Origin of the sequence: Variovorax beijingensis, from assembly GCF_007828835.1 — a bacterium.
In the GTDB taxonomy this organism is placed as follows: domain Bacteria; phylum Pseudomonadota; class Gammaproteobacteria; order Burkholderiales; family Burkholderiaceae_C; genus Variovorax; species Variovorax beijingensis_A.
Window position 1 is genome coordinate 81,863 of sequence record NZ_VIVL01000015.1, and the last position, 23,066, is coordinate 104,928.

At 60.9% G+C, this 23,066-nt stretch carries 25 protein-coding genes and 1 pseudogene; 4 read left to right on the forward strand and 22 right to left on the reverse strand.

Annotated elements, in window-relative coordinates:
* Positions 1-69: 69 nt before the first annotated feature.
* Together FB547_RS29570 and FB547_RS29575 are read left to right on the forward strand one after the other, a co-directional pair.
* Complete coding sequence (locus FB547_RS29570) at positions 70-1,089, forward strand: Gfo/Idh/MocA family protein (protein WP_145747190.1); 1,020 nt, start codon at positions 70-72, stop codon at positions 1,087-1,089.
* 82 nt (positions 1,090-1,171) lie between these two features.
* A complete protein-coding gene (locus FB547_RS29575) occupies positions 1,172-1,624 on the forward strand; it encodes a cupin domain-containing protein (protein WP_145747191.1) in 453 nt (150 codons plus the stop codon).
* 251 nt (positions 1,625-1,875) lie between these two features.
* On the opposite strand, the gene FB547_RS29585 is transcribed toward FB547_RS29575, so the two are convergent.
* The 10 genes from FB547_RS29585 to FB547_RS29630 form a co-directional block, all read right to left on the reverse strand.
* Positions 1,876-3,252 carry an MFS transporter gene (locus FB547_RS29585; protein ID WP_145747192.1) on the reverse strand — a complete coding sequence of 459 codons (1,377 nt, stop codon included), beginning with the start codon at positions 3,250-3,252 and terminating at the stop codon, positions 1,876-1,878.
* A gap of 54 nt (positions 3,253-3,306) precedes the next feature.
* Positions 3,307-4,074, reverse strand: a complete 768-nt coding sequence (locus FB547_RS29590) for an SDR family NAD(P)-dependent oxidoreductase (RefSeq protein ID WP_145747193.1) — start codon at positions 4,072-4,074, stop codon at positions 3,307-3,309.
* A gap of 135 nt (positions 4,075-4,209) precedes the next feature.
* Positions 4,210-4,974 (reverse strand): SDR family NAD(P)-dependent oxidoreductase, encoded by a 765-nt coding sequence (locus tag FB547_RS29595; protein WP_145747194.1) that lies wholly within the window; start codon positions 4,972-4,974, stop codon positions 4,210-4,212.
* A 162-nt stretch (positions 4,975-5,136) separates the two neighbouring features.
* Positions 5,137-5,925 carry an enoyl-CoA hydratase/isomerase family protein gene (locus tag FB547_RS29600; RefSeq protein WP_145747195.1) on the reverse strand — a complete coding sequence of 263 codons (789 nt, stop codon included), beginning with the start codon at positions 5,923-5,925 and terminating at the stop codon, positions 5,137-5,139.
* Between the two features lie 30 nt (positions 5,926-5,955).
* A complete protein-coding gene (locus FB547_RS29605) occupies positions 5,956-6,852 on the reverse strand; it encodes an alpha/beta hydrolase (protein ID WP_145747196.1) in 897 nt (298 codons plus the stop codon).
* 157 nt (positions 6,853-7,009) lie between these two features.
* Positions 7,010-7,630: a flavin reductase family protein gene (locus FB547_RS29610; RefSeq protein ID WP_145747197.1), complete on the reverse strand. Its 621-nt coding sequence runs from the start codon at positions 7,628-7,630 to the stop codon at positions 7,010-7,012.
* A 231-nt stretch (positions 7,631-7,861) separates the two neighbouring features.
* Entirely contained in the window at positions 7,862-8,275 is a 414-nt protein-coding gene (locus tag FB547_RS29615; RefSeq protein ID WP_145747198.1) for a tautomerase family protein, read from the reverse strand.
* A gap of 62 nt (positions 8,276-8,337) precedes the next feature.
* Positions 8,338-8,748, reverse strand: a complete 411-nt coding sequence (locus tag FB547_RS29620; protein WP_145747199.1) for a hypothetical protein — start codon at positions 8,746-8,748, stop codon at positions 8,338-8,340.
* Positions 8,749-8,809: 61 nt separating this feature from the next.
* A complete protein-coding gene (locus tag FB547_RS29625; RefSeq protein WP_145747200.1) occupies positions 8,810-9,703 on the reverse strand; it encodes an alpha/beta hydrolase in 894 nt (297 codons plus the stop codon).
* An 8-nt stretch (positions 9,704-9,711) separates the two neighbouring features.
* A complete protein-coding gene (locus tag FB547_RS29630; protein WP_145747201.1) occupies positions 9,712-10,695 on the reverse strand; it encodes an MBL fold metallo-hydrolase in 984 nt (327 codons plus the stop codon).
* 108 nt (positions 10,696-10,803) lie between these two features.
* Between FB547_RS29630 and FB547_RS29635 the strand changes: the two genes are divergently transcribed.
* Both FB547_RS29635 and FB547_RS29640 read left to right on the forward strand, forming a co-directional pair.
* Positions 10,804-11,283 carry a winged helix-turn-helix transcriptional regulator gene (locus tag FB547_RS29635; protein WP_145747202.1) on the forward strand — a complete coding sequence of 160 codons (480 nt, stop codon included), beginning with the start codon at positions 10,804-10,806 and terminating at the stop codon, positions 11,281-11,283.
* Between the two features lie 71 nt (positions 11,284-11,354).
* The gene (locus FB547_RS29640; protein ID WP_145747203.1) at positions 11,355-12,224 is read left to right on the forward strand and encodes a helix-turn-helix domain-containing protein; all 870 of its coding nucleotides are present in this window, start codon (positions 11,355-11,357) and stop codon (positions 12,222-12,224) included.
* Between the two features lie 9 nt (positions 12,225-12,233).
* Here the strand turns inward: FB547_RS29640 and FB547_RS29645 are convergent, their stop codons facing one another.
* From FB547_RS29645 to FB547_RS29700, 12 genes and pseudogenes are all read right to left on the reverse strand, one after another.
* Positions 12,234-13,157, reverse strand: a complete 924-nt coding sequence (locus FB547_RS29645) for a 3-keto-5-aminohexanoate cleavage protein (RefSeq protein WP_145747204.1) — start codon at positions 13,155-13,157, stop codon at positions 12,234-12,236.
* A 32-nt stretch (positions 13,158-13,189) separates the two neighbouring features.
* Positions 13,190-13,942: an SDR family oxidoreductase gene (locus tag FB547_RS29650; RefSeq protein WP_145747205.1), complete on the reverse strand. Its 753-nt coding sequence runs from the start codon at positions 13,940-13,942 to the stop codon at positions 13,190-13,192.
* Positions 13,926-15,281, reverse strand: a complete 1,356-nt coding sequence (locus FB547_RS29655) for an MFS transporter (RefSeq protein ID WP_145747206.1) — start codon at positions 15,279-15,281, stop codon at positions 13,926-13,928. Before FB547_RS29655 ends, FB547_RS29650 begins: the two co-directional genes overlap by 17 nt.
* A 61-nt stretch (positions 15,282-15,342) precedes the next feature.
* On the reverse strand, positions 15,343-15,714 hold the full coding sequence (locus FB547_RS29660; RefSeq protein ID WP_145747207.1) for a tautomerase family protein: 372 nt from the start codon (positions 15,712-15,714) through the stop codon (positions 15,343-15,345).
* 148 nt (positions 15,715-15,862) lie between these two features.
* Positions 15,863-16,128, reverse strand: a pseudogene (locus tag FB547_RS29665) (IS3 family transposase); the annotation flags it as partial.
* A 90-nt stretch (positions 16,129-16,218) separates the two neighbouring features.
* Positions 16,219-17,187 carry a Bug family tripartite tricarboxylate transporter substrate binding protein gene (locus tag FB547_RS29670; RefSeq protein ID WP_145747208.1) on the reverse strand — a complete coding sequence of 323 codons (969 nt, stop codon included), beginning with the start codon at positions 17,185-17,187 and terminating at the stop codon, positions 16,219-16,221.
* A gap of 442 nt (positions 17,188-17,629) precedes the next feature.
* Positions 17,630-18,445: an enoyl-CoA hydratase/isomerase family protein gene (locus tag FB547_RS29675; RefSeq protein ID WP_145747209.1), complete on the reverse strand. Its 816-nt coding sequence runs from the start codon at positions 18,443-18,445 to the stop codon at positions 17,630-17,632.
* Positions 18,442-19,656 (reverse strand): CaiB/BaiF CoA transferase family protein, encoded by a 1,215-nt coding sequence (locus tag FB547_RS29680; protein ID WP_145747210.1) that lies wholly within the window; start codon positions 19,654-19,656, stop codon positions 18,442-18,444. Before FB547_RS29680 ends, FB547_RS29675 begins: the two co-directional genes overlap by 4 nt.
* A gap of 404 nt (positions 19,657-20,060) precedes the next feature.
* Positions 20,061-20,876 (reverse strand): pyrroline-5-carboxylate reductase, encoded by an 816-nt coding sequence (gene proC / locus FB547_RS29685; RefSeq protein ID WP_145747211.1) that lies wholly within the window; start codon positions 20,874-20,876, stop codon positions 20,061-20,063.
* A 2-nt stretch (positions 20,877-20,878) separates the two neighbouring features.
* A complete protein-coding gene (locus tag FB547_RS29690; RefSeq protein WP_145747212.1) occupies positions 20,879-21,265 on the reverse strand; it encodes a hypothetical protein in 387 nt (128 codons plus the stop codon).
* A gap of 140 nt (positions 21,266-21,405) precedes the next feature.
* Complete coding sequence (locus tag FB547_RS29695; RefSeq protein ID WP_186454291.1) at positions 21,406-22,260, reverse strand: alpha/beta hydrolase; 855 nt, start codon at positions 22,258-22,260, stop codon at positions 21,406-21,408.
* A gap of 145 nt (positions 22,261-22,405) precedes the next feature.
* Positions 22,406-22,984: a pyridoxamine 5'-phosphate oxidase family protein gene (locus FB547_RS29700; RefSeq protein WP_186454292.1), complete on the reverse strand. Its 579-nt coding sequence runs from the start codon at positions 22,982-22,984 to the stop codon at positions 22,406-22,408.
* Positions 22,985-23,066: the final 82 nt, after the last annotated feature.

A 23,066-nucleotide genomic window follows, 5' to 3' on the forward strand; every position in this document is an offset into this window, starting at 1 on the left:
TGTCATGGATAGGCTTTGCAGGGTTGCCGCTGCATTCCGTGCGGCTCGCCGCGCGAGGGGAGAACACGCATGAAAGTTGCTTTGCTGGAAGCCAGCCATTGGCATGTCCCGCTCTATCTCGATGCGCTCGAGTCGCCCGGGATTCAGGTGGTCGCCGTCTCGGACGCGGAGCATGTCAAAGGAGAGGCCATTGCCGCGCGATTCGGCAGCACGCTGTATTCGTCGGCCTATGAACTGCTCGAGCGCGAGGAAGTCGATTTCGCGTTTGTGTTCGGTCGGCATTCCGAAATGCCGAAGCTCGCCGAAGCGGTGATCGCGCGGCGAATTCCATTTGCGCTGGAGAAGCCCTGCGGTGTCAACATGTCGCAGGTGACCCGGCTGCGGAAACTGACCGAGGAAGCCGATCTTTATTGCGCGGTACCGCTCATCTTCCGCATGAGCGACCTGCTCAATGCGCTCCACGGTGCCGAGGGTCGCATCCCTTCGGACTTCAACTACATGTCCTTCCGGTTCATCGTAGGTCCGCCTGGCCGTTACGAAGCTGCAGGCGCAGGCTGGGCGCTCGATCCCGCATTTTCCGGTGGCGGATCCACGATCAATGTCGCGACGCACTTCATTGACCTCTTCAGATTGCTGACCGGCAAGGAAGTCACGCGCGTCGCAGCGACCATGAACGCCCGGACGCACCGAGGCGAGATTGAAGACTATTCGTTGCTGACGATGCAGACCGAAGATGGCGTGATCGGACTCGTGGAGACCGGATACAGCTTCCCCAGCACTCCGGACGAACAGCGCGAATTCTCGTTCACCCTTTCGTCCGATCGCATGTACGCGAAATCGGGCCCCGACCGGATCGAGTTCCGCGACCGAACCCATCTGGCGGCCGGCACCCGGAGTCTGCGCCTCGAGTTGGACACCGACGCCTACTACCCCCTGTTCGTCAAGCGGGTCCTTGCTGAATCTCGCACAGGTGCAAAGCCGATCGCGTCATTGCACGACGCCGAGGCAATGATGCAGATCATGGACGCGGCCTACGCTTCGGCCCGGCAAGGGGGCGCGCTCCAGACTCTGGCGCCGATTGCTGTGTGATCCGACCAACCGCCCATCGCACCTAAGCCAGCGCCGTGCATCTCGGCAGCACTCGCTGACCAATCAACTGAAAGGAAATTCGATGAGCAAGACTGCGCGATACCAAGGTCCCTTGCCGCTCGATCAGGCGAAATCCAAGTTTGTTCTCACCCCTCTGGAGGACAGCCGCTTTCATCGGGATGGCCCCCGCGCCAATGTCGAGTACCGGGATCTCGGAATGGCGGAGGCTTCGGGGGGTCGAATCAGCGCCAAGCACATCCGCGCTGTCCAGCCGTTCGACAAGGAGACCGGTTGGCACTGGCACGACATGACCGCGCACTTCGTGTACGTGCTGAAAGGCTGGGTCGAATTCAGGTTTGACGGCATGCCCGAACCGGTGACCGTCGTTGCCGGCTCCTGCCTCAGTCAGCCCGCCGGCGTGGCGCACAACGTCATTCGCCAGTCTGATGACCTAGAGCTGATAGAGATCAACACGCCCGCTGACTATGTGACGGTCGAATGTTCTGGCTTGCCAAGCGCGCGCACTGCTTCGTAGCCGCAGATGGACTCGGCGTAGGACGGCAGAAATGGGTCCTTGGGTGCCTTGGAGTGATCCAGATCGATGCATTGATGCCTCCTCTATACATTGCATAAAGGCGTCCAATTAGGCCCGCATTGCCTGCAAACTTGCAGCACTTCTGGGCTGAGCTGCCGGGCAGGCGGCCTCGGTTATTACCTCTGGCGGTGACCTGCAATACTGGCGCTGCGGCATTCGCTCACCGCAGCGCCGATGCTCCGGTGCCTGGGTCAGGTTCGCAAACTGAGTGCCTGTGAGTTACCTATCTCGATACGCCCAATACGAGTGCGCTCATTGCGCATGCCCAAAAGAGCGACGGCGCAGGATGCGACGACCATCGGCACCGCCAGCGCCAGGAAAATCTGTCCGAGTCCCCATCCCCAGCCCATCATGGTTGCGCCGATAAAGCCGCTGGCAATAGCACCCAAGCGGCCGAAGCCATGCATCCAGCTAATGCCTGTCGAGCGGGCCGCCGTTGGGAACGACATGGCCGAGAGCGCCTGCAAGCCAGTCATTGATCCATGGAAGAAGCACCCCAAGGCAAACATCAATACGCACAAGGCACCAAAATTTCTTGGTGCGACGCTGAGGGAGGCGAGGAATGCACCAGCGATCAGAAACGTCGGTACCAGTACCCAGTGCGGACGTACTCGATCCATGATCGCACCGATACAGATCGATCCGATCGGGCCGCCAAGCGTGATCAGGGACGTGATGACCACGCCCTGCCCGAGGGTGAAACCAGCGTCCTTGGCAATGACTGGCAGCCAGTTGACCATGACGTACGTGGCGCATACGCCCATGAAATACGCCAAGCAGAGCAAAAAAGTCCCCATGGCATATGCTTTTGTGAACAAGATGGCGACAGATCCCTTTGATTGATCAACGGGCGTCGGAATCCAAAACGTGGCATCCGAGAGGGCGCTGGAGCCTTTGTCGATTTTGCGGAGAATTTTAGGGATCGCCGCAAGACGTTTTCCTTTCAGCGTGAGAAATGCGACCGATTCGGGCAGCCACATGGCCAGGACGAAGGCCAATGCGATCGGGAGAAGCCCCCCGATTGCGATCATTGCTCGCCATCCAAATGCCGGAAGTAGCCATGCCGCAATCAGCCCGGCAACGGCAGCCCCGCCAGTAAAGCCGCTGTAGACGATCGTGACGATCAGCGAGCGTTTTCTCATGGGTGCATACTCGGAAATCAGCGTAACAGCGTTCGGCAATGCCGCGCCGAGGCCAAGGCCTGTCAAGATCCGCAGCGTGATCAACGTATTGACGTCTGCCGCCTGAGAGGAAACCAAGGTCAGCAGGCCGAACCAGAACACGCTCGCGGTCAGAATGAGCTTGCGGCCGTAGCGGTCGCCGATGGGGCCTGCAATGAGGGCGCCGGCCGCTACGCCGAAGAAAACTGCTCCCAAGATCGAGCCCATTTGCGACTTTGTAATGCCCCAAGTCCGAATGATTTCCGGCGCAGCGAAACCCATGATCGCGACATCCATGCCATCAAATGCAACGACCAGAAAAACCAGGATAATAATAAAGATTTGATAGCGTCCGACCGGCCGCTCATCGATGAATGAACGGACATTAATTTTTTGATTCTCCGACATGGTTGTCTCCGTTTTTTTTTGCGTGGGTCAGCGCAAAGCGCGCCGTAGTATGGGTTAAATGATTGAACGACCGCCGTCGATGAGCAGGGTTTGGCCAGATATGTACGATCCGGCTGGCGACGCCAGCAAAATCGCGGCGCCGACGACATCGTCTGGTTCGGCGATGCGGTTAGAGGGCGATTTTGCGGCCATCGCTTTTTCAGCTTCTGGGGTGTTCAACATGATTTGCGAGAACGCCGTGCGTACCATCGACGGGGCTAAGGCGTTGGCGCGAACGTTCCATTGCCCCCATTCCGCCGCGATGCTGCGTACCACGCCGTTCAGCGCAGCCTTGGCGGCACCATAGGCGCCGAGGGCCGGACTGGCGCGTTCCGATGCAATACTGGACGTCATGAGAACGCTCCCGTAGCGGCGTTCGGCCATCTCCGGCAAGAATTGACGGACCAACACCAGGTTATTTCGCACTGTTGTGAGGAGCAAAGCGCCCAGCTGATCAATGTCGGTATCGGCAATCGGTCCGACCGGGACCGGGCCGGCCGCGTGGCAAACGACAATATCGACGCGACCGAAAGCGCGTTTGGATTCTTCGGCAAAGCGTTTGACGCCGTCCAGATTTGTGATGTCGCAGGGGATACCTTTGACGTCGAAACCCTCGCTTGCCAATAACGACACTGCCGCATCGGTGTCCGACTGGAGATGGCTGGATACAATGACTTGCGCACCACATTGGGCCAAGCCACGAGCAATGGCCAGCCCCATTCCGGAAGTCGAGCCGGTTACTATTGCGACTCTTCCAGCAAGGTCAAACCCCTTGTAATTCATAGTGTTTTCTCCATGTCTCAATTTAATTAATTCAGAAATTGCGGGGCAGAACCGGCAAATTGTGTGGCGTACTGCACAGGAAACCCGTGGCCCAAATCTGGATCGACGATCTGTTGGATCGGTTGGGTTCAACTCTTATTGCGCCAACACGCCGCCATCGACGGGAAGGATATGGCCGGTAACCATGCTCGATGCGGCAGTAGCAAGAAACAATACTGGCCCAGTCATGTCCGCAGGTTCGCACAGTCGTCCTAGCGGTGTCAGCGCTTCGAACTTCGCAACCGCTTCCGGTTGACTTGTGAGCGCTTCGGTCATTGGAGTGCGAATAATGCTCGGCGCTACAGCGTTGACGCGGATGTTGTAGGGCGCCCATTCGACAGCCCACGAACGGGTCATATTGACCACTGCGCCTTTAGTAGCTTGGTAGACAATATTCGGATACCAACCGCCGGAAATACCAAGTATCGATGCAGTGTTGACGATTCGCCCGCCGCCGCCATCGCGCATATGCCGCGCGGCGGCCCTGGCGCAAAGAAACATGCCGGTCATGTTTACTGCTACAACCGCATTCCAATCCGCGATGGTCAAATCAAACGAGGTGTTGCGCCGATTGATACCTGCGTTGTTGAATAGCACGTCAATTCGACCGTGTTGGCGGGCGACGTCCTTCATGACGCTTTCGATTGCGTCTTCATTGGACACGTCCGCAACCGCATGTTGTGCCATCGAGCCAATCTCGCTGGCCACCTGCTCTGCCGCCGCGCCATTTGTATCCAGTACAACGACCCGGGCACCCGCGCCAGCAAACGTATGTGCCAGGGCCCGGCCGATACCGCTACCGCCACCGGTAACGACGGTGACCTGGCCAGTAAGGCGAAAATCGGGGAATGGATGAGGCATGTGAATTCCTTCGGTTAAGTAAGTGAGGACTGGGGCAGGTCAACCCGTCACGACGCTGAGCGTTTCATGCCGCGTCCAGCGCGCCAATCCCCCCGTGGGCCTCGATCACCCGCTCCAGCAACTCGTGCATGTTCCGCTCCTTGACAGGGCTTGCGTGGCGGATCAACGGCCCTTGAATTCGAGCAGCGGGCGGGGCGTGCCGGCCTTCAGGGCATTGATGGCCGAGGCAAGCCCGTCCTTAGCGTCTTCTGTCTCGAACAAGGGCATGGCAACGTTGAACATCACATCGTCGGCCGCCTGAACACCGCCGTTGGCCCAGGCGCGCAGCAAGGCCTTGTGCGCGGCGTGGGCGCGTGTCGGGCCGTGCACGAACTTCGCGGCGAAGGCATGCGCCTCTGCAAGCAGCTCGGCATCAGCGACGACGCGGTTGATCACGCCGAAGCGCTCCATCGTTGGGGCGGGGACGCGCTCGGAAGTCAGTGCCCATTCCATGGCACGTGCGCGTCCTGCGCGTTCGGCGACGCGGTAGATGCCGCCCAGCAGGGTCACCAAGGCAAGCGACTGTTCCGGATGGCAGAACGTTGCACTTTCGGCGGCAAAGATGACATCGGCGCGCAACGCCAGCTCGAAACCACCGCCGGCGCACAAACCGTGCACCACCGCGATGACAGGCAAGGGCAGGCGTTCGAAGCGATTGAAGACGTCCATGTAACCCTCGAAGCGCGCACGCAACTGGCGGGGGGTGTCGTCGGGCCAGGGCATGATGTCGCCGCCAAAGCTGAAGTTTTCGCCTTCGGCACGCACCAGCACGACGCGCGCGTCACTGCGTTCGATCGCGTTGATCGCCGTGGCCAGTTCGTCAACCATCTGGTCGCCGATGCGGTTTTGCGACGAGCGATCGAGAACAATCGTGGCAATGCCATGCTCGATGGCATGGGTGAGATGAGACATGTCAGGCTCCTGTGTTGTCGCAAGTTGCGGTTATGCGAGGTGTTCCTTGAACCAATCCAGTGCGGCGGCACTGGATTGATCGAATCTGGCGATGTACGGATCGAAGTGACCGCCGGGGATCGTCACGAGGCGCTTCGGCTCAAGGGCGCGCTCGTAGGCGGCCAGCTCGAGATCGGTCAGCGTGATCGTGTCCTGCAGCGCGACGATCATCAGCAGCGGCGTGGGAGACACGCGCGCAATCCACGCGCCCGGTTCGTACATGCGCGCGGCGCGCGTCGAGCGCACCGTGACGCTGTTCTCCCAGGCGCCCTCCGGCACGGGCTGCAGATAGAACTCGATGGCGTCCTTGGCGCGGTATGAAGCAGGGACGGCCGGATCGGCGCTGACGATCGTCTGCCGGCGCGGCGGCTCGCCGCGCGCCTGCGCGCGTTCGTCCGCCGAGAAGGCCTCCTCAATGGCGGCGACGGCGTCGGGCGGAATGCGGCGCAGTCCTTGCTCGAAGCCGCTGATCGTCGGCACCTGCGTGACGACCGCGCGCAAGCGGCGTTCGGTTGCGCCAAGCACGAGCGCGTGGCCGCCAGAATAGCTCGTGCCCCACAAGCCGATGCGCTTCGCATCGACGACGTCCTGGTGTTCGAGAAAGCTGATCGCGCGCCGCCAATCGGCGATCTGACGCCATGGGTCGATATCCTGTCGCGGCGTGCCGTCGCTGGCGCCGAAGTTGCGGTGATCGTGCAGGAGGACGACAAAGCCGTTGGAGGCGAATTTCTCGGCGAATCGCTCCAGGCCGTGCTCCTTCACGCCAGCATAGCCATGCGCCATGGTGATGGCGGGATAGGGGCCAGTGCCGCCGGTGGGCACATAGAGCCAGCCGCGCAGCGTGACGCCGCCCTCGGCTTCGAACGCGATATCGGTACGGTGAAACATGGGAGTTCTCCTTGTAGAAAGATGTCAGGCGACGCCGTCAAAGTGACTGGCATCGACCTTGCCTTGCAGACGGCGGCCGAGTTCCGCGGAAAATTTCCGGACGCCATCAAGCGGCCGGCGATGAATTGCTGCGTGCACGATTTCGCTCGACGTCGAGTCAATCACCCGGTCGCTCAAGCGTGAAGAGCTGCCCCGCGCCGATTTCGAAGTAGTCGGCCGGCCCACCGCCGCGCAGGATCGGGCGCGCCCGCGCAGTCTGGTACACGCCGTCCTTGATCAGCTGCCGGTCAATGTGGATCGCTACTGCTTCGCCCAACACCAGCCACGCCGGGAGCGCCGCGCCGTCCTGCGCCTCGAGCTGCACGATCTGGGTGACCACGCACTCGAACTGCACCGGACTAGCCGCAACGCGCGATGGCCGCACCCTGGCAGCAGGCAGCGTCTCCAGCTTGGCCAACTCGAACTCATCGACGTGTGCTGGCACAATCGCCGCGGAGGCGTTCATCGCCTCGGCGAGTTCACGCGTCGCCAGATTCCATACGAACTCGCCGGTGTCACGCGCGTTGGCGAGCGAGTCCTTCGCACCAAGCGAGCAAAAGCCGACGATCGGCGGCTTGTAGCTGAACAGGTTGAAGAAGCTGTAGGGCGCAAGGTTGCGCACGCCGTCGTTGGAGACCGTGCTGATCCAGCCAATCGGTCGCGGAGCGACGATGGCGTTGAGCGGATCGTGACGCAGGGAATGCCCTTGCGCCGGTTCGTAGAAATGCCAGTCGGTCATAGCTTTACTTCTTTTGGGACGGGCGCAAGGAATGCGGCCTCCAACGCCTCCGGCTCGGTGCGCGTCCGCGGCACCAGGGCCGGAGTGGTGGCTGTATTCATTCCGATACCCGTCCAGAGAATGGTGTCGGATCGAAGCCAGATGAGACCCACGCCTGAGAAACGAACGAGACATCCGTTTCAAGTCAATTTCGCTGCCACGCTTCCAAGGAACAGGGCAGCTTCGTGTTTCTTACTTATTTACCCAAGGCATAGAGAGGTCGATGTCAGAGACCAGCTTCCCACGGCCGAAGCTCATGTTCTCCAAGGGAATGCCATACATCATCAGGCTGATATCGTCTTCGCTGACGCCAACCTTTTCTACTGCGTATCGGGTGACCAACTCCGCGAGCTTGCGTTTCTGCTCCACCGTCCTGCTCGTACCGAACGTCACCGTTACGACCATGCGCTTGTCGGATCTCTCCATGGCCGGAAAGGTCGGATGGATGAAGAATTCATCGTCCTTGTGCTCACTGATGATGACGAAACGGTCATCCATCGGCGTATCCATGGCTTCATGAAGAGCGAGATTCAAGGCATCCGCCAGGGCCCGCTTCTCTTCGCTGGAGAACTTTTGAGCCGGAATGTGGGCGTGAAATGTTGGCACGAGTGTTCCTCGGTTGTGTTGTTCAGGTTGAATGAGGCGATGAAGCTGGCTGTTTTCCCGGCTCAGCTAAAGAATTCCTTACCGAGTGATCCTGCGAGTCGCTCCTTGAGGCCAGACGAGAACTCACGAACGACGGGAAACGGGCTTTGGAAGAGCTTGATGTTGTTGATGAGGCCAGACTCATTCCGAGTGAGTATGGTGACGCCGGCGATCGGCTTGCCACCGTGGATGGCCTCCCACTCAAGGTAAGTCTTCCCACCGTCGACCGTCTCCGCAGTGAACACGAAGTCTTCGTACATCGTGCTCGTCGCGGTAAAGAACGCCCCGATGAGTGTCGGGCCGACCACGGCCTTGCTGAGGGGGGAGGTCTGAAGGCTGGCGTCAGCGGTGAACGACGCCGCGAACTCGCTCGTTCCTTTCTTCTTGACGATTTGCATCCATGCCGTTCCTGGCGCGTTGGTGTCAGTAGTCATTGCAATCTCCTAGGTTGGTCTCGGTAGTCGTTGCGATATTCCCATCGCATGTCTACGACTTCTATTTCTCGAGGTGCCCGACGAGAAACTCGCCGGCTCTCTGCAGCGCGTCGTGGGCCTGAGGCAATGAGCCTGTCTGGATGTGCCAGACGTGCAGCATCTCCGGCCAGACCTCAAGGTGCGACTCGCCGCCGGCCGCGCGCACCTTTCGGTCAATTTCAAGCGCGTCGTCGAGAAGTACCTCGTCGCTTCCGACATGGATGAGCAGTGGAGGAAAACCGTGCATGTCGGCGAACATGGGTGAGATGCGCGGATCCTTCAAATCGTGGTTGCCAGCGTAAGCCTCGACCATCTCCCGCATTGCACTCGCGTTGACCATGGGGTCGCGGTCGGCCAACTGCGTCAACGAGGGCAGCGTCAGCGTTAAGTCTGCCCATGGGCTGATCAGCAGCGCTGCTCGCGCGTCCTTGTGGCCCTTCGAGGACGCGTAGGCAAGAACGTTGAGAACCATGCCACCGCCACTGGAGTCTCCTGTCACGGCGAACGGCTTGCCAAGTGCACGCAGTGCTTCGTAGCCGCGGATGGACTCGTCGTAGGAAGCCGGAAATGGGTGCTCTGGTGCCTTGGCGTGGTCCAGAACGATGACCTGGGACTTTGCCGTGCGAGACAGCTCTCCGAGCATCCCCAGATGCGAGGCAGGAGAGCCAGCCACCCAGCCACCACCGTGGAAATGGTAGATGACACGGTCTTTGGATGCGCCGGGAGCCGTGATCGCTACCGCGGCCACGCCACCGAGTTCGGTCGGCTCCACGGCCAGGTCAGCCGCCGGCGGGTTTGCCTGTGGAATTGCCTCCATGCCAACGCGGAGCGTCTCGATGGTTTGTTCGGGATGCGCAATGTTGAAGGCGAACATCGCATCGCGGAGCTTGCGGACGGAAGATGAATCGTAGGTCATGGTTCATCTCACTTCAGGTTGAGGAAGGTCGCCGGGACCCAGTCGTATCCAGCGCCGGTGTCGGCCTTGCGAACGCGGCCCAGGCCAGGGAACGGCATGTGGGCGGCGGCGATCATCGTCTTGTCCGCAGCAAGCTTCACCAGAAGGTCTTCACGAGTCTTGATGGCCATCGGGCCGTCCGAGTCGAAGGCGATGCCGATTTCCGGGTGCGGCATCTGGACGGCGAGGACGTGAGCGGTGTCACCCCAGACCAGCAGCGACTGACCCTTCGAGGAAATCATGTAGCCGGTGTGACCGGGTGTATGGCCGGGAATGGCATACGGCGCGATGCCGGGGACGATTTCGTCCATGCCTTCGTACGGCTTCCACTTGCCGGCAGCGATGTAAGGCGCGGCGGCATCCTGTGCCACCTTGAAGAAGATTTTTGCGTCTTCCGGGGCCTTGGCCGTGATTTCCTTCGACAGCCAGAAGTCGGCGTCGGCCTTCTTCATCATCACGGTCGCGTTCGGGAAGACGCGTTTCCCGTTTTTGTAGATCCCGCCAACATGGTCGGCGTGAAGATGGGTCACCAGCACCAGGTCAACCTGCTCCGGCTTGTAGCCGGAGGCCTTCAAGTTCTGCACGAGCTTGCCCAGCGTCGGGCCGCCCCAGTGGCCGCCTGCACCCGTATCGATGAGAACGAGCTTGGAGCCGGTATTGACGAGGTAGCCTTGGACGGTGGCCGAGACATTCTTGGGATCGTTTTGGAAGGAGCGCGCCAGGAGGGACTGGATGAGCGCCGGATCGCCATGCAGGAGGCTGGAGTCAATGCCGGCGCCGCCGTCATGGAGCGCGGTGACTTCATAGTCGCCAATCATCGCGCGATAGAAGCCCGGTACCTGCTTGTGCTGCAGCGGCGCTGCAGCTTGGGCCGGCGCTACCGCAACGAAGGTGCCAGCGAATGCCAGCGACACCGCGAGCACGGCACGCGAAGTGATGGTGAAGAATTTCATAGTGTTTCCTAACGATCTGCCAAGATCTCTACGGCACTTGCATTGTGCAAGTGGTTGAATGGTACGCCTACAACTTGCATAATGCAAGTAGAAATTTAGGAGAGAGCTTTGTCGCAAACAAGACGATCGGGCTGCCCGATCAACCTGACGCTTGAGCAGATCGGCGACCGCTGGAGCCTGATCGTCATCCGCGATGTCATGTTCGAGAACAGGCGCAGCTATGGCGCTCTGCTTGAGCAAAACAAGGAAGGCATCGCCTCGAACATCCTCGCAAGCCGGCTGAAGCACTTGACCGCGTCTGGCCTGCTGACACGATCTTCGGATCCGAATCATCAGCAGAAAGGCATCTACAGCCTCACGGAAGCGGCCATACAGCTTGTACCTCTGCTCGCATGCATGGCAGCCTGGGGCCTTCGGCATACGCATCCGGAGGCGTCTTTGCGCTCGGAGTTGCTGGAAAAGGGCGGCCCTTCGCTTTGGAGTGCCTTGATGGATGAACTACGTTACCTGCATCTCGGTGCACCGCGTCCCGCGCGCTCAGTATTGGGGGAGTTCCGGACCGACCACGAGACGGCAATCGCCAATTAGCACCGATCTTTGCGTCATGACATAGATCGTGTAGTGCAAAGCCATCCACGCCAGAATGCCGGAGGTAAGCAATGCATGGTCACCTGGACCCACAAACCGAGTACCGAGAGGTCGGAGGTGAACTCGTCTCCGGCACCATTGCCGACTCGCGCACCACACATGTCGAAGTCCTCGCGCGCCGAGCCACCGGGCCCATCTCCTGGCGTTTCCGTCAACCGCGGATTGCGCTGTTCTGGTTTCGCAGCGGCCTCAAAGAGCTGCATCTGGAACTTGACGGGCGCCGCATCGACTCGGAGATCAGAAAGGGAACAAGCCTGACGCTGCTCCCGGCCTCGACCTCCGTCGTAGGCGAGTTCGAGGTCGCGCCCTCGTTCGACTATACGGTAGCCTTCCTCGACCCGGCCGTTGCGTCTGACGCCGGCTGCCATTTCGATCGGCCCCTGATTGGCTTCGGCAGCGAAGATTTGCAGCGTAGCCTTTCAATGCTTTGCCGTGAGGCGCGCAATGCAGACAGCCTTTACGGGTTGTTCGCGGAGGGCTGGGCAATGCAGGCGCTCGCTCTTCTGGCGCGAATTGACGGCAGTCAGGCAGCCACCGTCCGTCCGAGCGGTGGACTTGCCCCCAGCAGCTTCCGGCGCATAGTCGACTACATCGAGGCCGACTTGTCCAGGCCCTTCACGATCGAGGACTTGGCGCGAGTTGCCGGTGTCAGTCCCCGGCATTTCATCCGGGCTTTTCGCGAGAGTTCCGGGCAGACACCCCTACGCTTTGTTTACAGTCTGCGTCTCGAGCGGGCTAAGGAGTTCCTTCTGGATCCCCGTCGCACCGCAACTGAAATCGCGCTGGACTGCGGCTTCAGTCACGCTCAACACTTCAGCACCGCATTCAAGCAGGCAACTGGCATGACGCCGTCCGAATTCCGCAGGGCTGCAACACATTGATGCGTCGCCTCAGAAGTTGACTTGCCCAATTCCCTTCAATTTCAGGATCTCCCTTGCCTCTTTCGGGCTGGCGACTTCGAGACCGAGCCCTTCGATAATCTGTCGCACCTGCCGCACCTGCGCTGCGTTGCTCTCGGCCAGCGTGCCGCGTCCCAGCCACAGGCTGTCCTCCAATCCAACGCGCACATTGCCGCCCATACTGGCAGACATTGCTGCGAGGCGAAGCTGATCCTTGCCAGCTCCCAAAACCGACCAGCGATAGTCATTGCCGAACAGCCGGTCGGCCGTCCGCTTCATGTGCAACACGTCTTCCGGGTGCGTGCCGATACCGCCCAGGATGCCGAACACCGTCTGAACAAAGAACGGCGCCTTGACCAGACCGCGCTCGACGAAGTGCGCCAGGTTGTACAGGTGGCTCACGTCGTAGCACTCGAATTCGAAGCGCGTATCGTTGGCAGAACATTCGGCCAGGGCGTATTCAATATCCTTGAAGGTGTTGCGGAAAATCAGGTCTCGACTGGCTTCGAGCGCTTCGCGCTCCCAGGCATGTTTGAATTCCTTGAACCGCGCCAACATCGGGAACAGCGCGAAGTTCATGGAGCCCATGTTGAGCGAGGCCACCTCGGGCGCAAAGCGTATTGACGGCTGAATGCGCTCTTCGATCGTCATGTAAGGCGAGCCGCCGCTGGTGATGTTCATCACCGCATCGGTGCGTGCCTTGATCTGCGGCAGGAATCGGCCGAATGCCTCTGGGCTCTGATCCGGCTTGCCCGTGATCGGATCGCGTGCGTGAAGGTGAATGATTGCCGCGCCCGCCTCGGCGGCGCCGACAGAGGCTTCGATGATCTCTTCCGGTGTGACCGGGAGATAGGGTGACATCGAGGGCGTATGAATTGCACCCGTGACAGCGCAGGTGATGATGACTTTGCTCATGACATGTTCTGCTTCTCTCGCTTGCTGCGTACTCAGATCTGGGCTTTGCCGCCATCCACGAACAACTCAATGCCGTTGACAAAGCTCGAATCGTCGGAGGCAAGAAAGACTGCCGCTTTCGCAATTTCGTCCGGTTCGCCGACGCGGCCCATCGGGATCCGCGTGGCCATAGCATCGAGCATTCCCTGTTGCCGTGCGGCGTCGGGCCCGGCCAGGTCAAAGAAGCCTGGTGTCTTGGTCGGCCCAGGGCTGAGCGTGTTGACCCGGATGCCGCGGCCTTTTAGATCGAGAATCCAATTGCGGGCGAATGAGCGTACGGCGGCCTTTGAGGCGGCGTAGACACTGAATGCTTCGGTGCCACCGCTGGCGGCGGTGGAGCCAGTCAAGATGACTGATGCGCCGTCCGCCAGCAACGGCAGCGCCTTCTGTACAGTAAACAGCACGCCTTTGACGTTACGGCCAAATGTGTCGTCATACTGCTCCTCTGTAATGGTCCCGAGCGGCAGCCGCGAGCCGCCGCCGGCATTGACGAACAATACGTCGATCCGACCCTTATCCCGCCTCACCCGATCGAACAGCGTGTCGAGTTCGGCCATGTTCGATGAATCGACCCGGATGCCGACAGCGTCACCGATCGCGGAGACCGCAGCGTCGAGTTCGGCTTGTCGGCGACCGGTGATAACGACGTGGGCTCCTTCACTAGCGAACCGCTTGGCGGTAGCGAGCCCGATTCCCGTGGATCCACCAGTAACGATTGCGATCTTGCCTTCAAGTTTGCGAGACATGGAATTTTCCTTGGTTGGTTGTAGGTCGGAGCGTGTCCGACGATTTGTGATTGATCAGTGCGACCGCGACACCTCCGATCGCGGCGGCCAGTGCAATGGCAAGAAAGTTGTGCACCAGCGGCAACTCCATGGAGACCAATAGGCCGATCGCGATGGGCGCTGCGATGGCGCCGATGCGCCCGACTCCCGAGGCGAAACCAAGGCCCGTCGAACGGATCGACGTCGGGTAGAACTGCCCGGCATACGCGTAAAGGAGAATCTGGGTGCCCAGCGTCGATGCGCCCACGATGGCAACGATCAGGAACAGCGGCTGCGCGCCGTAGCCGAGAAAAGTCAGCGAGACCGCGGCAACCGCGAAGAACGCCGCCGTCACCCATTTGATGTTCAGCTTGTCGGCGAGCCAACCGCCACCGACGGCGCCGACGACTGCACCTGTGTTGTAGGCGAGCAGGAAGTTCAGTGCCGAACCCAGGCTATAGCCGGCCATGCCCATCAGCTTGACCAGCCACGAACTGAGCGCATAGAGCATGAACAGGCAGGTCATAAAGGCGATCCACAACATCACCGAACTGAAGCCGCGGCCGTCCAGGAATAGCCTGGCTACGCTCGAACTTTCGGCCTTGTCCCCGGCAGGAACGAGGAACTCCTCGTGCGGCTCGAACCGAATGTCCGGCCGGATCTTCCGGACCACTTCGCGCAGACGCGCGTCGTCGTGCTGCTTGATCAGGAACGGCAGCGACTCAGGCATGTACTTCAGGATGAACGGGACCAGCACAACTGGGGCCCCTGCGGCGATGAACACCGATTGCCAGCCGTAGGTCTCGATGAATTGCTTGCCGAGCAGCGCGGCGAGCATGCTGCCGAGCGCGTAGCCGCAGCACATCAGTGTGACCATCAGGCCGCGCACCTTCTTCGGTGAATACTCGGTCATCTGCGCGGCCGCAGTCGGAATCGCGCCGCCGATGCCGAGCCCGGCGAGGAAGCGCATCACGCTGAAGGTGATCGGGTCGCTGGTGAACCCGGCGGCGGCGGTGAACACGCTGAACATGAACATACAGATCGCGATCGCCCAGCGGCGGCCGATCCTGTCGGCAAGGGCGCCGAGCCCGACCGCGCCGAACATCATGCCGAACAGCGCCGAACTGGCCATGAAGCCCGCAGTCGCTGCGTCGACATTCATCGCCTTCATGATTGACGGAAGCGCGGTGCCGGCGACCGCCAGGTCGTAGCCATCGAGGACCAGGATGACGGAACACCAGAGCAGTACGGATCGGTGAAAGCTGTTGAACTTCGCCTCGTCGGCCAGTTTGTGAACATCTATCGGGCGGGGTGATTTCATTGACTTGTCTCCTTTGATTTTTGGCGCGACGTTCAGGTGCGGCGCTACAGCCGCACCACCCTCAGACGCGAGGGGCTTCAGGCAGGCGTTCACCGCCGCGCACGACGTACTTGGCGGGATACAGTGCGACGAGAACCTCGACCTCGTCCTCGGATGCGCCGGTGCATGCGCTCCAGATCGCGCTCACCTTTTTGGCCAGCGACAGCACGGCGCCGTCGCTGCGCCCGTCACGTATGTGGCAGAAGATCAGCGTTTCGGAGGTGGGCTCTCCAGAACGGTAGGTGTTCTCGGACGTGGCTTCATGAAAGACGACGCTGATCAAGTCGAGCGGCGAAAGGATGATTTCCCTGATCGCACTCGTGATTTCGGTGGCGATCTTGGCCTTGACGCCGGGTTGAATTCCGACCTTGCATTCGCAAACAATGACGGGCATGTTGTGTCTCCGTGAAGATGGGTTGCTGAGGCCCCCAGTCTCTCGGAACGTCGCCCTTGGTGATTGCAGCGCAGCGCCAACCTTGCTTCGAAGTGCCACCGCATGGATCTCCGGCTGGTGAGGCTTGCGCATGCGTGAAAGACATCGCCGGCGGCGTCCAGATGGACCCGCTGAGGATCAGACCATCGAAGCAGTCGATGACGGGCGACAGGTATACCTGCCGGCCGGGATCTAGAACTCAGTGATGTCGGTGAGCCACTTCTCGTTTGGCGCTGCGGCGTGGAAGTCGCGATTGATGAGGTTCTCGGGCGCTGGACCGATCTCCCGCAGATATGAGCCGTACCGACGCCGCTTGGGCTTGGCGACGATCAGGCTCTCTTGCTTCATCAGCCGCTGCACAACCTTCTCGGAGATCGGCGTTCGAGTTGCAGATGCCGGATGTCACGCTGCAGCGATTCGAGTTGTCGCTCCATCTCGGCCAGTTCCGGTACCAGGCGGAACGCGTCAGTTGTCGATTCGGATGTTCTTGGCCTTGATGAGGCTGGTCCAGCGCGCTTCTTCGTCACTCAGGAATCGTGAGAACTGGGCGGCAGATTGCGGCGTGATCACCATCGTGCGATCGCGCAGTTCTTTCAGCACGGCAGGGTCCTGCAGAACTGCCAGAATCTCCTTGGCCAAGTGGTCCTTGATGGCCGCCGGCGTGTTTGCGGGAGCCATGAAGCCGTACCAGACTGCAACATCGATTGGCAAGCCCTGCTCGGCAAGCGTCGGGAATTCCGGGTACGCGTCCATCCGCTTGGCCGACGTCACACCGAGCACCTTCACCTTCCCTGCCTTGGCCAGGTCTGCGGCGGTTTGGGTCCCCATGAACATGAGGTCGACCTGCCCGCTGAGGAGTTGCGTCAGCGCGGGGGCGGATCCGGGAAACGGAACGTGCAGCAGTTGCACGTTCGCGGACTGCTCAATCAACGCAGTAGCCACATGCGCAGTGCTCCCGATACCCCAGGTCGCAACCGAGACCGCTCCAGGCTTTTCCTTCGCCAGCCGAACGAAGTCGGACACCGTGCTCGCTTTCGAGCTTGGGTTGGCAACGAGCGCAAACGGCACGACGCCCATGAACGCCACTGCGTCGAAGTCCTTGGCGGTGTACGCGATGTTCTTGTAGATCAATGGGTTCAGCACGTTCGTTTCCGGCAGCGCAAACAGCAACGTGTACCCATCAGGTTGCGAACGAGCCACCAGGGTAGCGCCAATGATCCCGGTGGCGCCCGGCTTGTTATCGACCAGGACCGGCTGCTTGAGCCTGGTAGTCAGCCTATCGGCCATGAGGCGGGCAACTGCGTCGGTGTGAGCTCCAGGAGACCAAGGCACGACAAGCCTGATGGGCCGCTGTGGAAAGTTGTCGGTCTGTGCAGATACCGGCAGCAGGAAGGCAGCCAAAACGGCGCCCAGTGCGAGATTGCGAAAAGACATGGTTGGTTCCCCAGGAATGACCTGGCCACTCTAGTTGTGCAGCCCGCCCCCCGCGCAAACCACTTCGCTCGGATATGGGGGGCCAGTTCGCGCACGCTGAAGGACTTAGAGGATTCTTGGTTCAATGCGCCGTCGCTTACGCCATGCCAGGCTTCTTTCGGGCCCAGAGTTCGGCTGCACGCGAGTGCGAAATTCCGTTGCGCATGCGATCGAAAAGTTTGACGACGCGCGCCCCAATCAAGCCGACCTCGACCATCACATCTGCATCGTTGCCGGTATTTCGATAGGCGTGAGCCGCCGAACGCTGAACTGCGCTGGGTGTTTTGGATGGCGACGATGCATCGGAGTCCGTCCGGGTTCGTCGCGAAGATCAAGCGTTCGTGCGAGGCTTCTTCAGGCAGCCCGAACAGTGAGATGGAAGCGGCAGAAGCGAGAGGTGCAATCAGGAGCTGGATCGTTGGCAATGTTGGGGTCTGATTCCTTCGACCGGACCATGCTCGTGCTTCTCCGAGTGTGAGCGGACCTCCAATCGCGCCGTATGCGCGACCTCTTGCATTCCGGCACCAGCTGCCAATGCCTCGTGAAAACCGGCGTCGGTGACCGCAGCAAATCGCGCCTTCATGATGGAGAACGCGCTCTGCGGCTTCTCTGCCAATGATGACGCGCAGGAGATGGCCTTCGAGAGCAGATCGTTCGGCTCGACGCTTTCTGAGACGAGTCCGTATTTGATGCACTGTTCGGCCGACAGGCGCGCGCCGCTCAGCACAATCTGATGTGCAAGTGCCGGCGGCAGGAAGAGCCCGAGCAACCACGGCCCGAGTGCCGTCACCAGGCCGTGGTCAATCTCGGGAAAACCGAACTCGAAATCAGGCGTGGCGAGACGCGTATCCGACAAGAGCGCCAACGCCACGCCGCCCCCGAGGGCCATGCCGTTGAGCGCAGTGACCAGGGGTTTGGAGAAGGCGCGCAAGTCACGGTAGAGGTCGCCAATCTCCAGCATGACCGCACTCGCCGCGGATGGAGAGAGCGCCAGTAGTTCCTTGATGTCGTGCCCAGCACAAAATGCCCTGCCGCTGGCTGTCAGCACAAGAGCCGATATGCCGCTAGCGCGCTGCGCTTCGCCAAGCGTTTGGCGCAGTTCTTCCCGCATCGTTCGGTTGATGGCGTTGAGAGCCTTGGGACGGTTCAGACAAACCACGAGCACACCGTCGCAACGGTGAAGTTCAAGTGTAGAGCACTGCCGAAAGTGCGAACTCATATGACTTGTTTCGCACGCAGATCAGCGAGTTCCATCTCGCCCAATCCAAGCAGGCGGGTCAGGATTTCGTCTGTCGCCTCCCCTAGCGCGGGGCCGGAGGTTGAGACCCGACCGGGTGTGCGCGAAAGCTTCGGCACGGGAGCCTGCATCGTGATCGTTCCGCCGGAACCGTCCGGGCGCGTGACGAAGTTCTCGCGGGCCGCGACGTGCGGGTGCCGCGCAAGCTCCCCCACGTCCAGTATCGGCGAGCATGGAACGTCGGCGTTCTGGAGCAACCGGATCACGGTGTCGCGGTCATGCGACCCGACCCAAGTGCGGACAATGCCTTCGATCTCGGTCCTATGCGCGACGCGCATCGCGTTGGTCGAGAATTGGGAGCCGGGTTGTGCCAAATGGGGCAAGTTCATCGCGCAGGCAAGACGCGCAAACATCTTCTCATCGGGAATGCCTATCGTGACGAAACGGCCGTCAGCACATTCATAGTTGGCCGTTGGTGCGACAGTGGCAACTTGCGATCCGAAGCGTTGGCGAATGAAGCCGGTCCGATCGAAGACGGCAAAGGCCTCATCCATCGTCCTCAACATGGGTTCATAGAGTGCCAGATCGACGAACTGTCCCTGCCCCGACCGCTCTCGCTCCAAGAGGGCCAGGAGAAGGCCGAGCGCACCGTAGACGCCCGCGACGTAGTCAGCGAGGGAAGTCGGCCCCGGATTCGCGGGGGGCCGATCCGGCTCACCGCTGATGGACATGACTCCGCTGAATGCATGCGCGATGCGCGCAAGTCCAACCTGCTCCCTGAGCGGCCCGTCCTGGCCGAATGCGGAAAGCCGAAGCATCACGAGACGCGGGTTGGCGGCGTGAAGGGTTTCCCAGGACAACCCCCATCTCTCAAAGGTGCCGGGGCGGAAATTCTCCACGACGACATCGGCTTGCTTTGCGAGTGCAATGAACAAGTCTCGCCCTTCGGGCTTGCCGAGATCGATGGTGACCGATCGCTTGTTGCGGTTCTCGTTGAGCCACTGCATGGAGGCCCCGGGATCAGTCCCTTTCGTTCCGAAGCGCCGCAGCGGATCCCCGGAGCGCGGGTGTTCGATCTTGATCACTTGAGCGCCGAACTCCGAGAGGATCGCCGCGCTCAACGGCGCCGCAATGTAGGTGGCCGCATCGAGAACGAGAACACCCTCCAAGACAGAGGCGTTAGGCAATGACATACGTTGTGGGTTTCGAAGAAGATCGCCACCTCGCGATCTTTTGATCGGAGTGCCAATCACTCTGGCGCGGGTTGAGCTTAGGCTGGCAATTCGCAGACCTACTGGCCACTTATGGCTTTCGGACGGTGCCACTTTGCGAGACGGCATCTGCGGGCGATGCACCTCTTGAAGCACCCGACCGGTTTTTTCGCGTCTTGCGTCCGGCAAGGAGGTGGTTGGCAACAACCAGTCTGGTCCAGACGCCGTTGCTTGACGTTGCGGGAGCGCCCATCGCGTCCGGCTGGAGCGCATCGAAAGCCAGTGACACGGCGGACCGGCCTTCCAGCGCGGTCCCCACCGCCTTCATGAGCGTGATCTCGCCTGCGTTCGTCCGGCCCTGACGTCGTCCGCGACGGATCGCCTCGTCACCCCTGTGCCACTTGGTCGCCTAGTTCGCGTGCGCGATCCGCCGCTGCTTTCACCGCCTCAGCCAGTGCGCTCTTGCAATTGCGTGCGTGCAGCACTTCCAGCGCCGCCTCCGTCGTTCCGCCCTTGGAAGTGACCCGGCGGCGTAGCTTCGCGAACGGTTCAGGGCTGGCGCCTGCCTGCTGCACTGCGCCGCCCACAACCCAGAGCGCCAGATCATGCGCCATCTGGGGCGAGAAGCCGAGCTCCTCACCGGCCGATTGGAGGCTTTCGAGGAAGTGAAACACGTACGCCGGTCCACTGCCGCTGACCGCAGTGACGCCGTCCATTTCTGCGTCGGTGTTCACCCAGAATGTTCGGCCGATCCCTCCCAACAGGCGCTCGAGCAGGCGGCGCTCCGACTCGTCCACACCCGAGGCTGCCTGTAGCGCCGTCACGCCCGCCCGGACGAAGGCAGGCGTATTCGGCATGGCGCGCACGACGCGCCCGGACCGCAGCCACGTCGTCAACTCGGAGAGCCGCACTCCCGCAGCGACGCTCAGGTGCAGGACATCGAGGCCGGGAGGCAGTGCCTTCTCCGCCGCCGAGCGAAGCACCTGTGGCTTTACCGCCCAGACGATCAAGTCCACGCCATCGAGATTCCCTTCCGGCGTGTCAGCAACCCGCACGCCATAGGCTTCCTGCACTCGCTTCAACTGTTGGACATCGGGGTCGATGATGAGAACTTCGTGCGGAGGCACCCCCACCTGCAGCAGACCCGAAACCATCGCTTGGGCCATGTTGCCGCCACCCACGAACGCAATTTGATAGTGCATAGTCAACCGATCGACATAAGTGAAGCATTCCCACCGGCAGCCGCGGTGTTGACGCTCAAGGCACGCTCGATCATGAGGCGCTCGAGCGGTACGTCTGCATCCCCGGGCTGCATGCGTTCGACGCAAACGACGGGTCCGTCACGACGAGCAAGCTGGTGCTGAATGCGCTCGACCTCATCCGCCGCCTCAGGAAGCAGTACGGAATCCAAAGCGACCTCGATTGGCAGCTTCTGCAGGAGGGCTTCTGCCTCCAAGGGCCAGATCGCGCGCGCGCCCACGGCTAACACAGAGGACTGAAAGAAGGTTTCGCAGACGTGAACAGGGGGGGTGCTCATGGGCATGGCAGGGTATGTCTTGTTCGCTATCATCAAGTTGTAGCGATCGAACATTTGTTCGAATTTTTCGAATTTCGCAGAACTATTCAAAGTATTGACGGCCTTGAGCGAACTTGACTGTAGATCGCCGCATACTGCGCGAACTGCAGGATGGCGGCATATCGAGCGCCTGACCAGCAACGCGCAGCGCTTCGCTAGCCCGCAGTCATCGCGGTCCAAAGCGACTTGAACAACTCGCTTTCAGCGTTGGCCACTTGGTCGACAACGCTGAAATGATGCTCACCTGCAAGGCGCAGATCCTCGACGATCAACCCTCGCTCTTTGCAAAGTTCGACAAAGGTGTCGTGCTGCCAGAGGAAGCCAGCGGTTTCCGCGGCGCCGACGCACAGGATGTGCTTTGCAACCGAAGGGCGGACCAGATCGACGGGACTCGCCACGTCCGCGGTCGCCTTGTCCATCCGGATCTTCTCGTTGTGGGGTGTGTCGAGGATGGGAACAAGGTCGTAGAGACCGCTGATGGCGCAATTGACCTTGACCAGGTTCTCCGGTCCGCCGAGCTTGTCCCAGTTCGTGAACGCAGACATGGCCGATAGGTGGCCGCCCGCAGAATGCCCGCCCACCGCGATTCTGCCGGGATCACCTCCATATTCACGGATGTTGTGATGTATCCATAGCAGTGCCACTTGCACGCTGGCGACGATCTCACCGATCGTTGCCTTCGGGGCAAGCGGATAGTTGATGCAGACGCATGCCGCGCCGCGCTCGACAAACGGCTGCGCAACGTAGCTGTAGTCCGACTTGTCCAGGAAGTGCCACCAGCCGCCATGAATGAAGACGAAGACCGGCGCATTGTTGTTCCGAGCAGGAAAGATGTCGCACGTTTGCAGTTCTCCCCGCCCGTACGGTACGTCGGACCAATGTACCAGGCGCCTTCGCGTTGCCTCGCTCATCGCGCGCCAATTGTCCGAATAGCGTTGATGGTCCGGAACCGCTGCCTGGTTCCGATAGTCAAGCGGCGTTGCCGGCTGACGGTAGCTTCTAGTGGCCATGAGGTGACGAAATGGAAAGTAGTGGAAGAGGCTTGTGCACCCTTGTCGAGGCGGCGGCCGGGCGCCGGGGCATGCCGGCGCAGCAGACCTCCGTACGCCGCGAATGCACATGCTGGTCCTTGTGCGCAGTCAGCCGAAACCGCGACTAGCCCCGGCCGCGTTGGTAGTTCAGCGCGTAATCCGGAGTCCTGATGCCCGGCCGCAGATCCGGCGCATTGACCGGTGCTCCGGCCACGACGCGCAACGGTATCGTGCCGGCCCACAGGTCCAGCCCCAGGTCCTCTTCGTAGTCGCGCACGCCGAGGTCGCGGACTTTTGCCGAGACCTCGACTATTGGGAAGCGCAGCACCATCGTGGCGTCGAGCTCCTTTTGCTTTGGCGCACGCACCCGATGACCCGGCACGACGGACTGAATCACGCGGTCGACGATCTCCGCCTTGTGCGGTCCCTCCACGAGTTGCCCGCTGGAGTAGATGATGGCGGATCGATAGTCCACGCTGCAACCGAACCCGGACCGACCCGCCACAACCGCATCGATGTGGGTGACGGCGATGGCAGCCGGTACACCTTGAGCGAGGACGCACAGCATTCGATTCGTCGGGCTGCCGTGGAGATAGATGTCTTCATCGATGCGAAGGATCGTCGTCGGAATGATGCACGGCTGATCCTCGTAGATAAAGCTCACGTGGCAGACGATCGCCTCGTCGATGATCGAATGGACCAACTGACGATCGTAGCTGGCACGCTCCGGCCGACGTCGGACTTGGGTACGCGGCGTTGGCGCGTACTGGGAAGTCTGGCTTGGG

Excerpts from the sequence above, each read along its gene's own strand:
- proC (WP_145747211.1), bottom strand. The coding sequence starts at position 20,876 with ATGCACTATCAAATTGCGTTCGTGGGTGGCGGCAACATGGCCCAAGCG.
- FB547_RS29680 (WP_145747210.1), bottom strand. The coding sequence starts at position 19,656 with ATGTCATTGCCTAACGCCTCTGTCTTGGAGGGTGTTCTCGTTCTCGAT.
- FB547_RS29590 (WP_145747193.1), bottom strand. The coding sequence starts at position 4,074 with ATGAATTACAAGGGGTTTGACCTTGCTGGAAGAGTCGCAATAGTAACC.
- FB547_RS29675 (WP_145747209.1), bottom strand. The coding sequence starts at position 18,445 with ATGAGTTCGCACTTTCGGCAGTGCTCTACACTTGAACTTCACCGTTGC.
- FB547_RS29595 (WP_145747194.1), bottom strand. The coding sequence starts at position 4,974 with ATGCCTCATCCATTCCCCGATTTTCGCCTTACTGGCCAGGTCACCGTC.
- FB547_RS29695 (WP_186454291.1), bottom strand. The coding sequence starts at position 22,260 with ATGGCCACTAGAAGCTACCGTCAGCCGGCAACGCCGCTTGACTATCGG.
- FB547_RS29650 (WP_145747205.1), bottom strand. The coding sequence starts at position 13,942 with ATGTCTCGCAAACTTGAAGGCAAGATCGCAATCGTTACTGGTGGATCC.
- FB547_RS29655 (WP_145747206.1), bottom strand. The coding sequence starts at position 15,281 with ATGAAATCACCCCGCCCGATAGATGTTCACAAACTGGCCGACGAGGCG.
- FB547_RS29690 (WP_145747212.1), bottom strand. The coding sequence starts at position 21,265 with ATGTTCGATCGCTACAACTTGATGATAGCGAACAAGACATACCCTGCC.
- FB547_RS29625 (WP_145747200.1), bottom strand. The coding sequence starts at position 9,703 with ATGACCTACGATTCATCTTCCGTCCGCAAGCTCCGCGATGCGATGTTC.
- FB547_RS29645 (WP_145747204.1), bottom strand. The coding sequence starts at position 13,157 with ATGAGCAAAGTCATCATCACCTGCGCTGTCACGGGTGCAATTCATACG.
- FB547_RS29570 (WP_145747190.1), top strand. The coding sequence starts at position 70 with ATGAAAGTTGCTTTGCTGGAAGCCAGCCATTGGCATGTCCCGCTCTAT.
- FB547_RS29620 (WP_145747199.1), bottom strand. The coding sequence starts at position 8,748 with ATGACTACTGACACCAACGCGCCAGGAACGGCATGGATGCAAATCGTC.
- FB547_RS29605 (WP_145747196.1), bottom strand. The coding sequence starts at position 6,852 with ATGTTTCACCGTACCGATATCGCGTTCGAAGCCGAGGGCGGCGTCACG.
- FB547_RS29640 (WP_145747203.1), top strand. The coding sequence starts at position 11,355 with ATGCATGGTCACCTGGACCCACAAACCGAGTACCGAGAGGTCGGAGGT.
- FB547_RS29670 (WP_145747208.1), bottom strand. The coding sequence starts at position 17,187 with ATGTCTTTTCGCAATCTCGCACTGGGCGCCGTTTTGGCTGCCTTCCTG.
- FB547_RS29660 (WP_145747207.1), bottom strand. The coding sequence starts at position 15,714 with ATGCCCGTCATTGTTTGCGAATGCAAGGTCGGAATTCAACCCGGCGTC.
- FB547_RS29575 (WP_145747191.1), top strand. The coding sequence starts at position 1,172 with ATGAGCAAGACTGCGCGATACCAAGGTCCCTTGCCGCTCGATCAGGCG.
- FB547_RS29600 (WP_145747195.1), bottom strand. The coding sequence starts at position 5,925 with ATGTCTCATCTCACCCATGCCATCGAGCATGGCATTGCCACGATTGTT.
- FB547_RS29630 (WP_145747201.1), bottom strand. The coding sequence starts at position 10,695 with ATGAAATTCTTCACCATCACTTCGCGTGCCGTGCTCGCGGTGTCGCTG.
- FB547_RS29585 (WP_145747192.1), bottom strand. The coding sequence starts at position 3,252 with ATGTCGGAGAATCAAAAAATTAATGTCCGTTCATTCATCGATGAGCGG.
- FB547_RS29610 (WP_145747197.1), bottom strand. The coding sequence starts at position 7,630 with ATGACCGACTGGCATTTCTACGAACCGGCGCAAGGGCATTCCCTGCGT.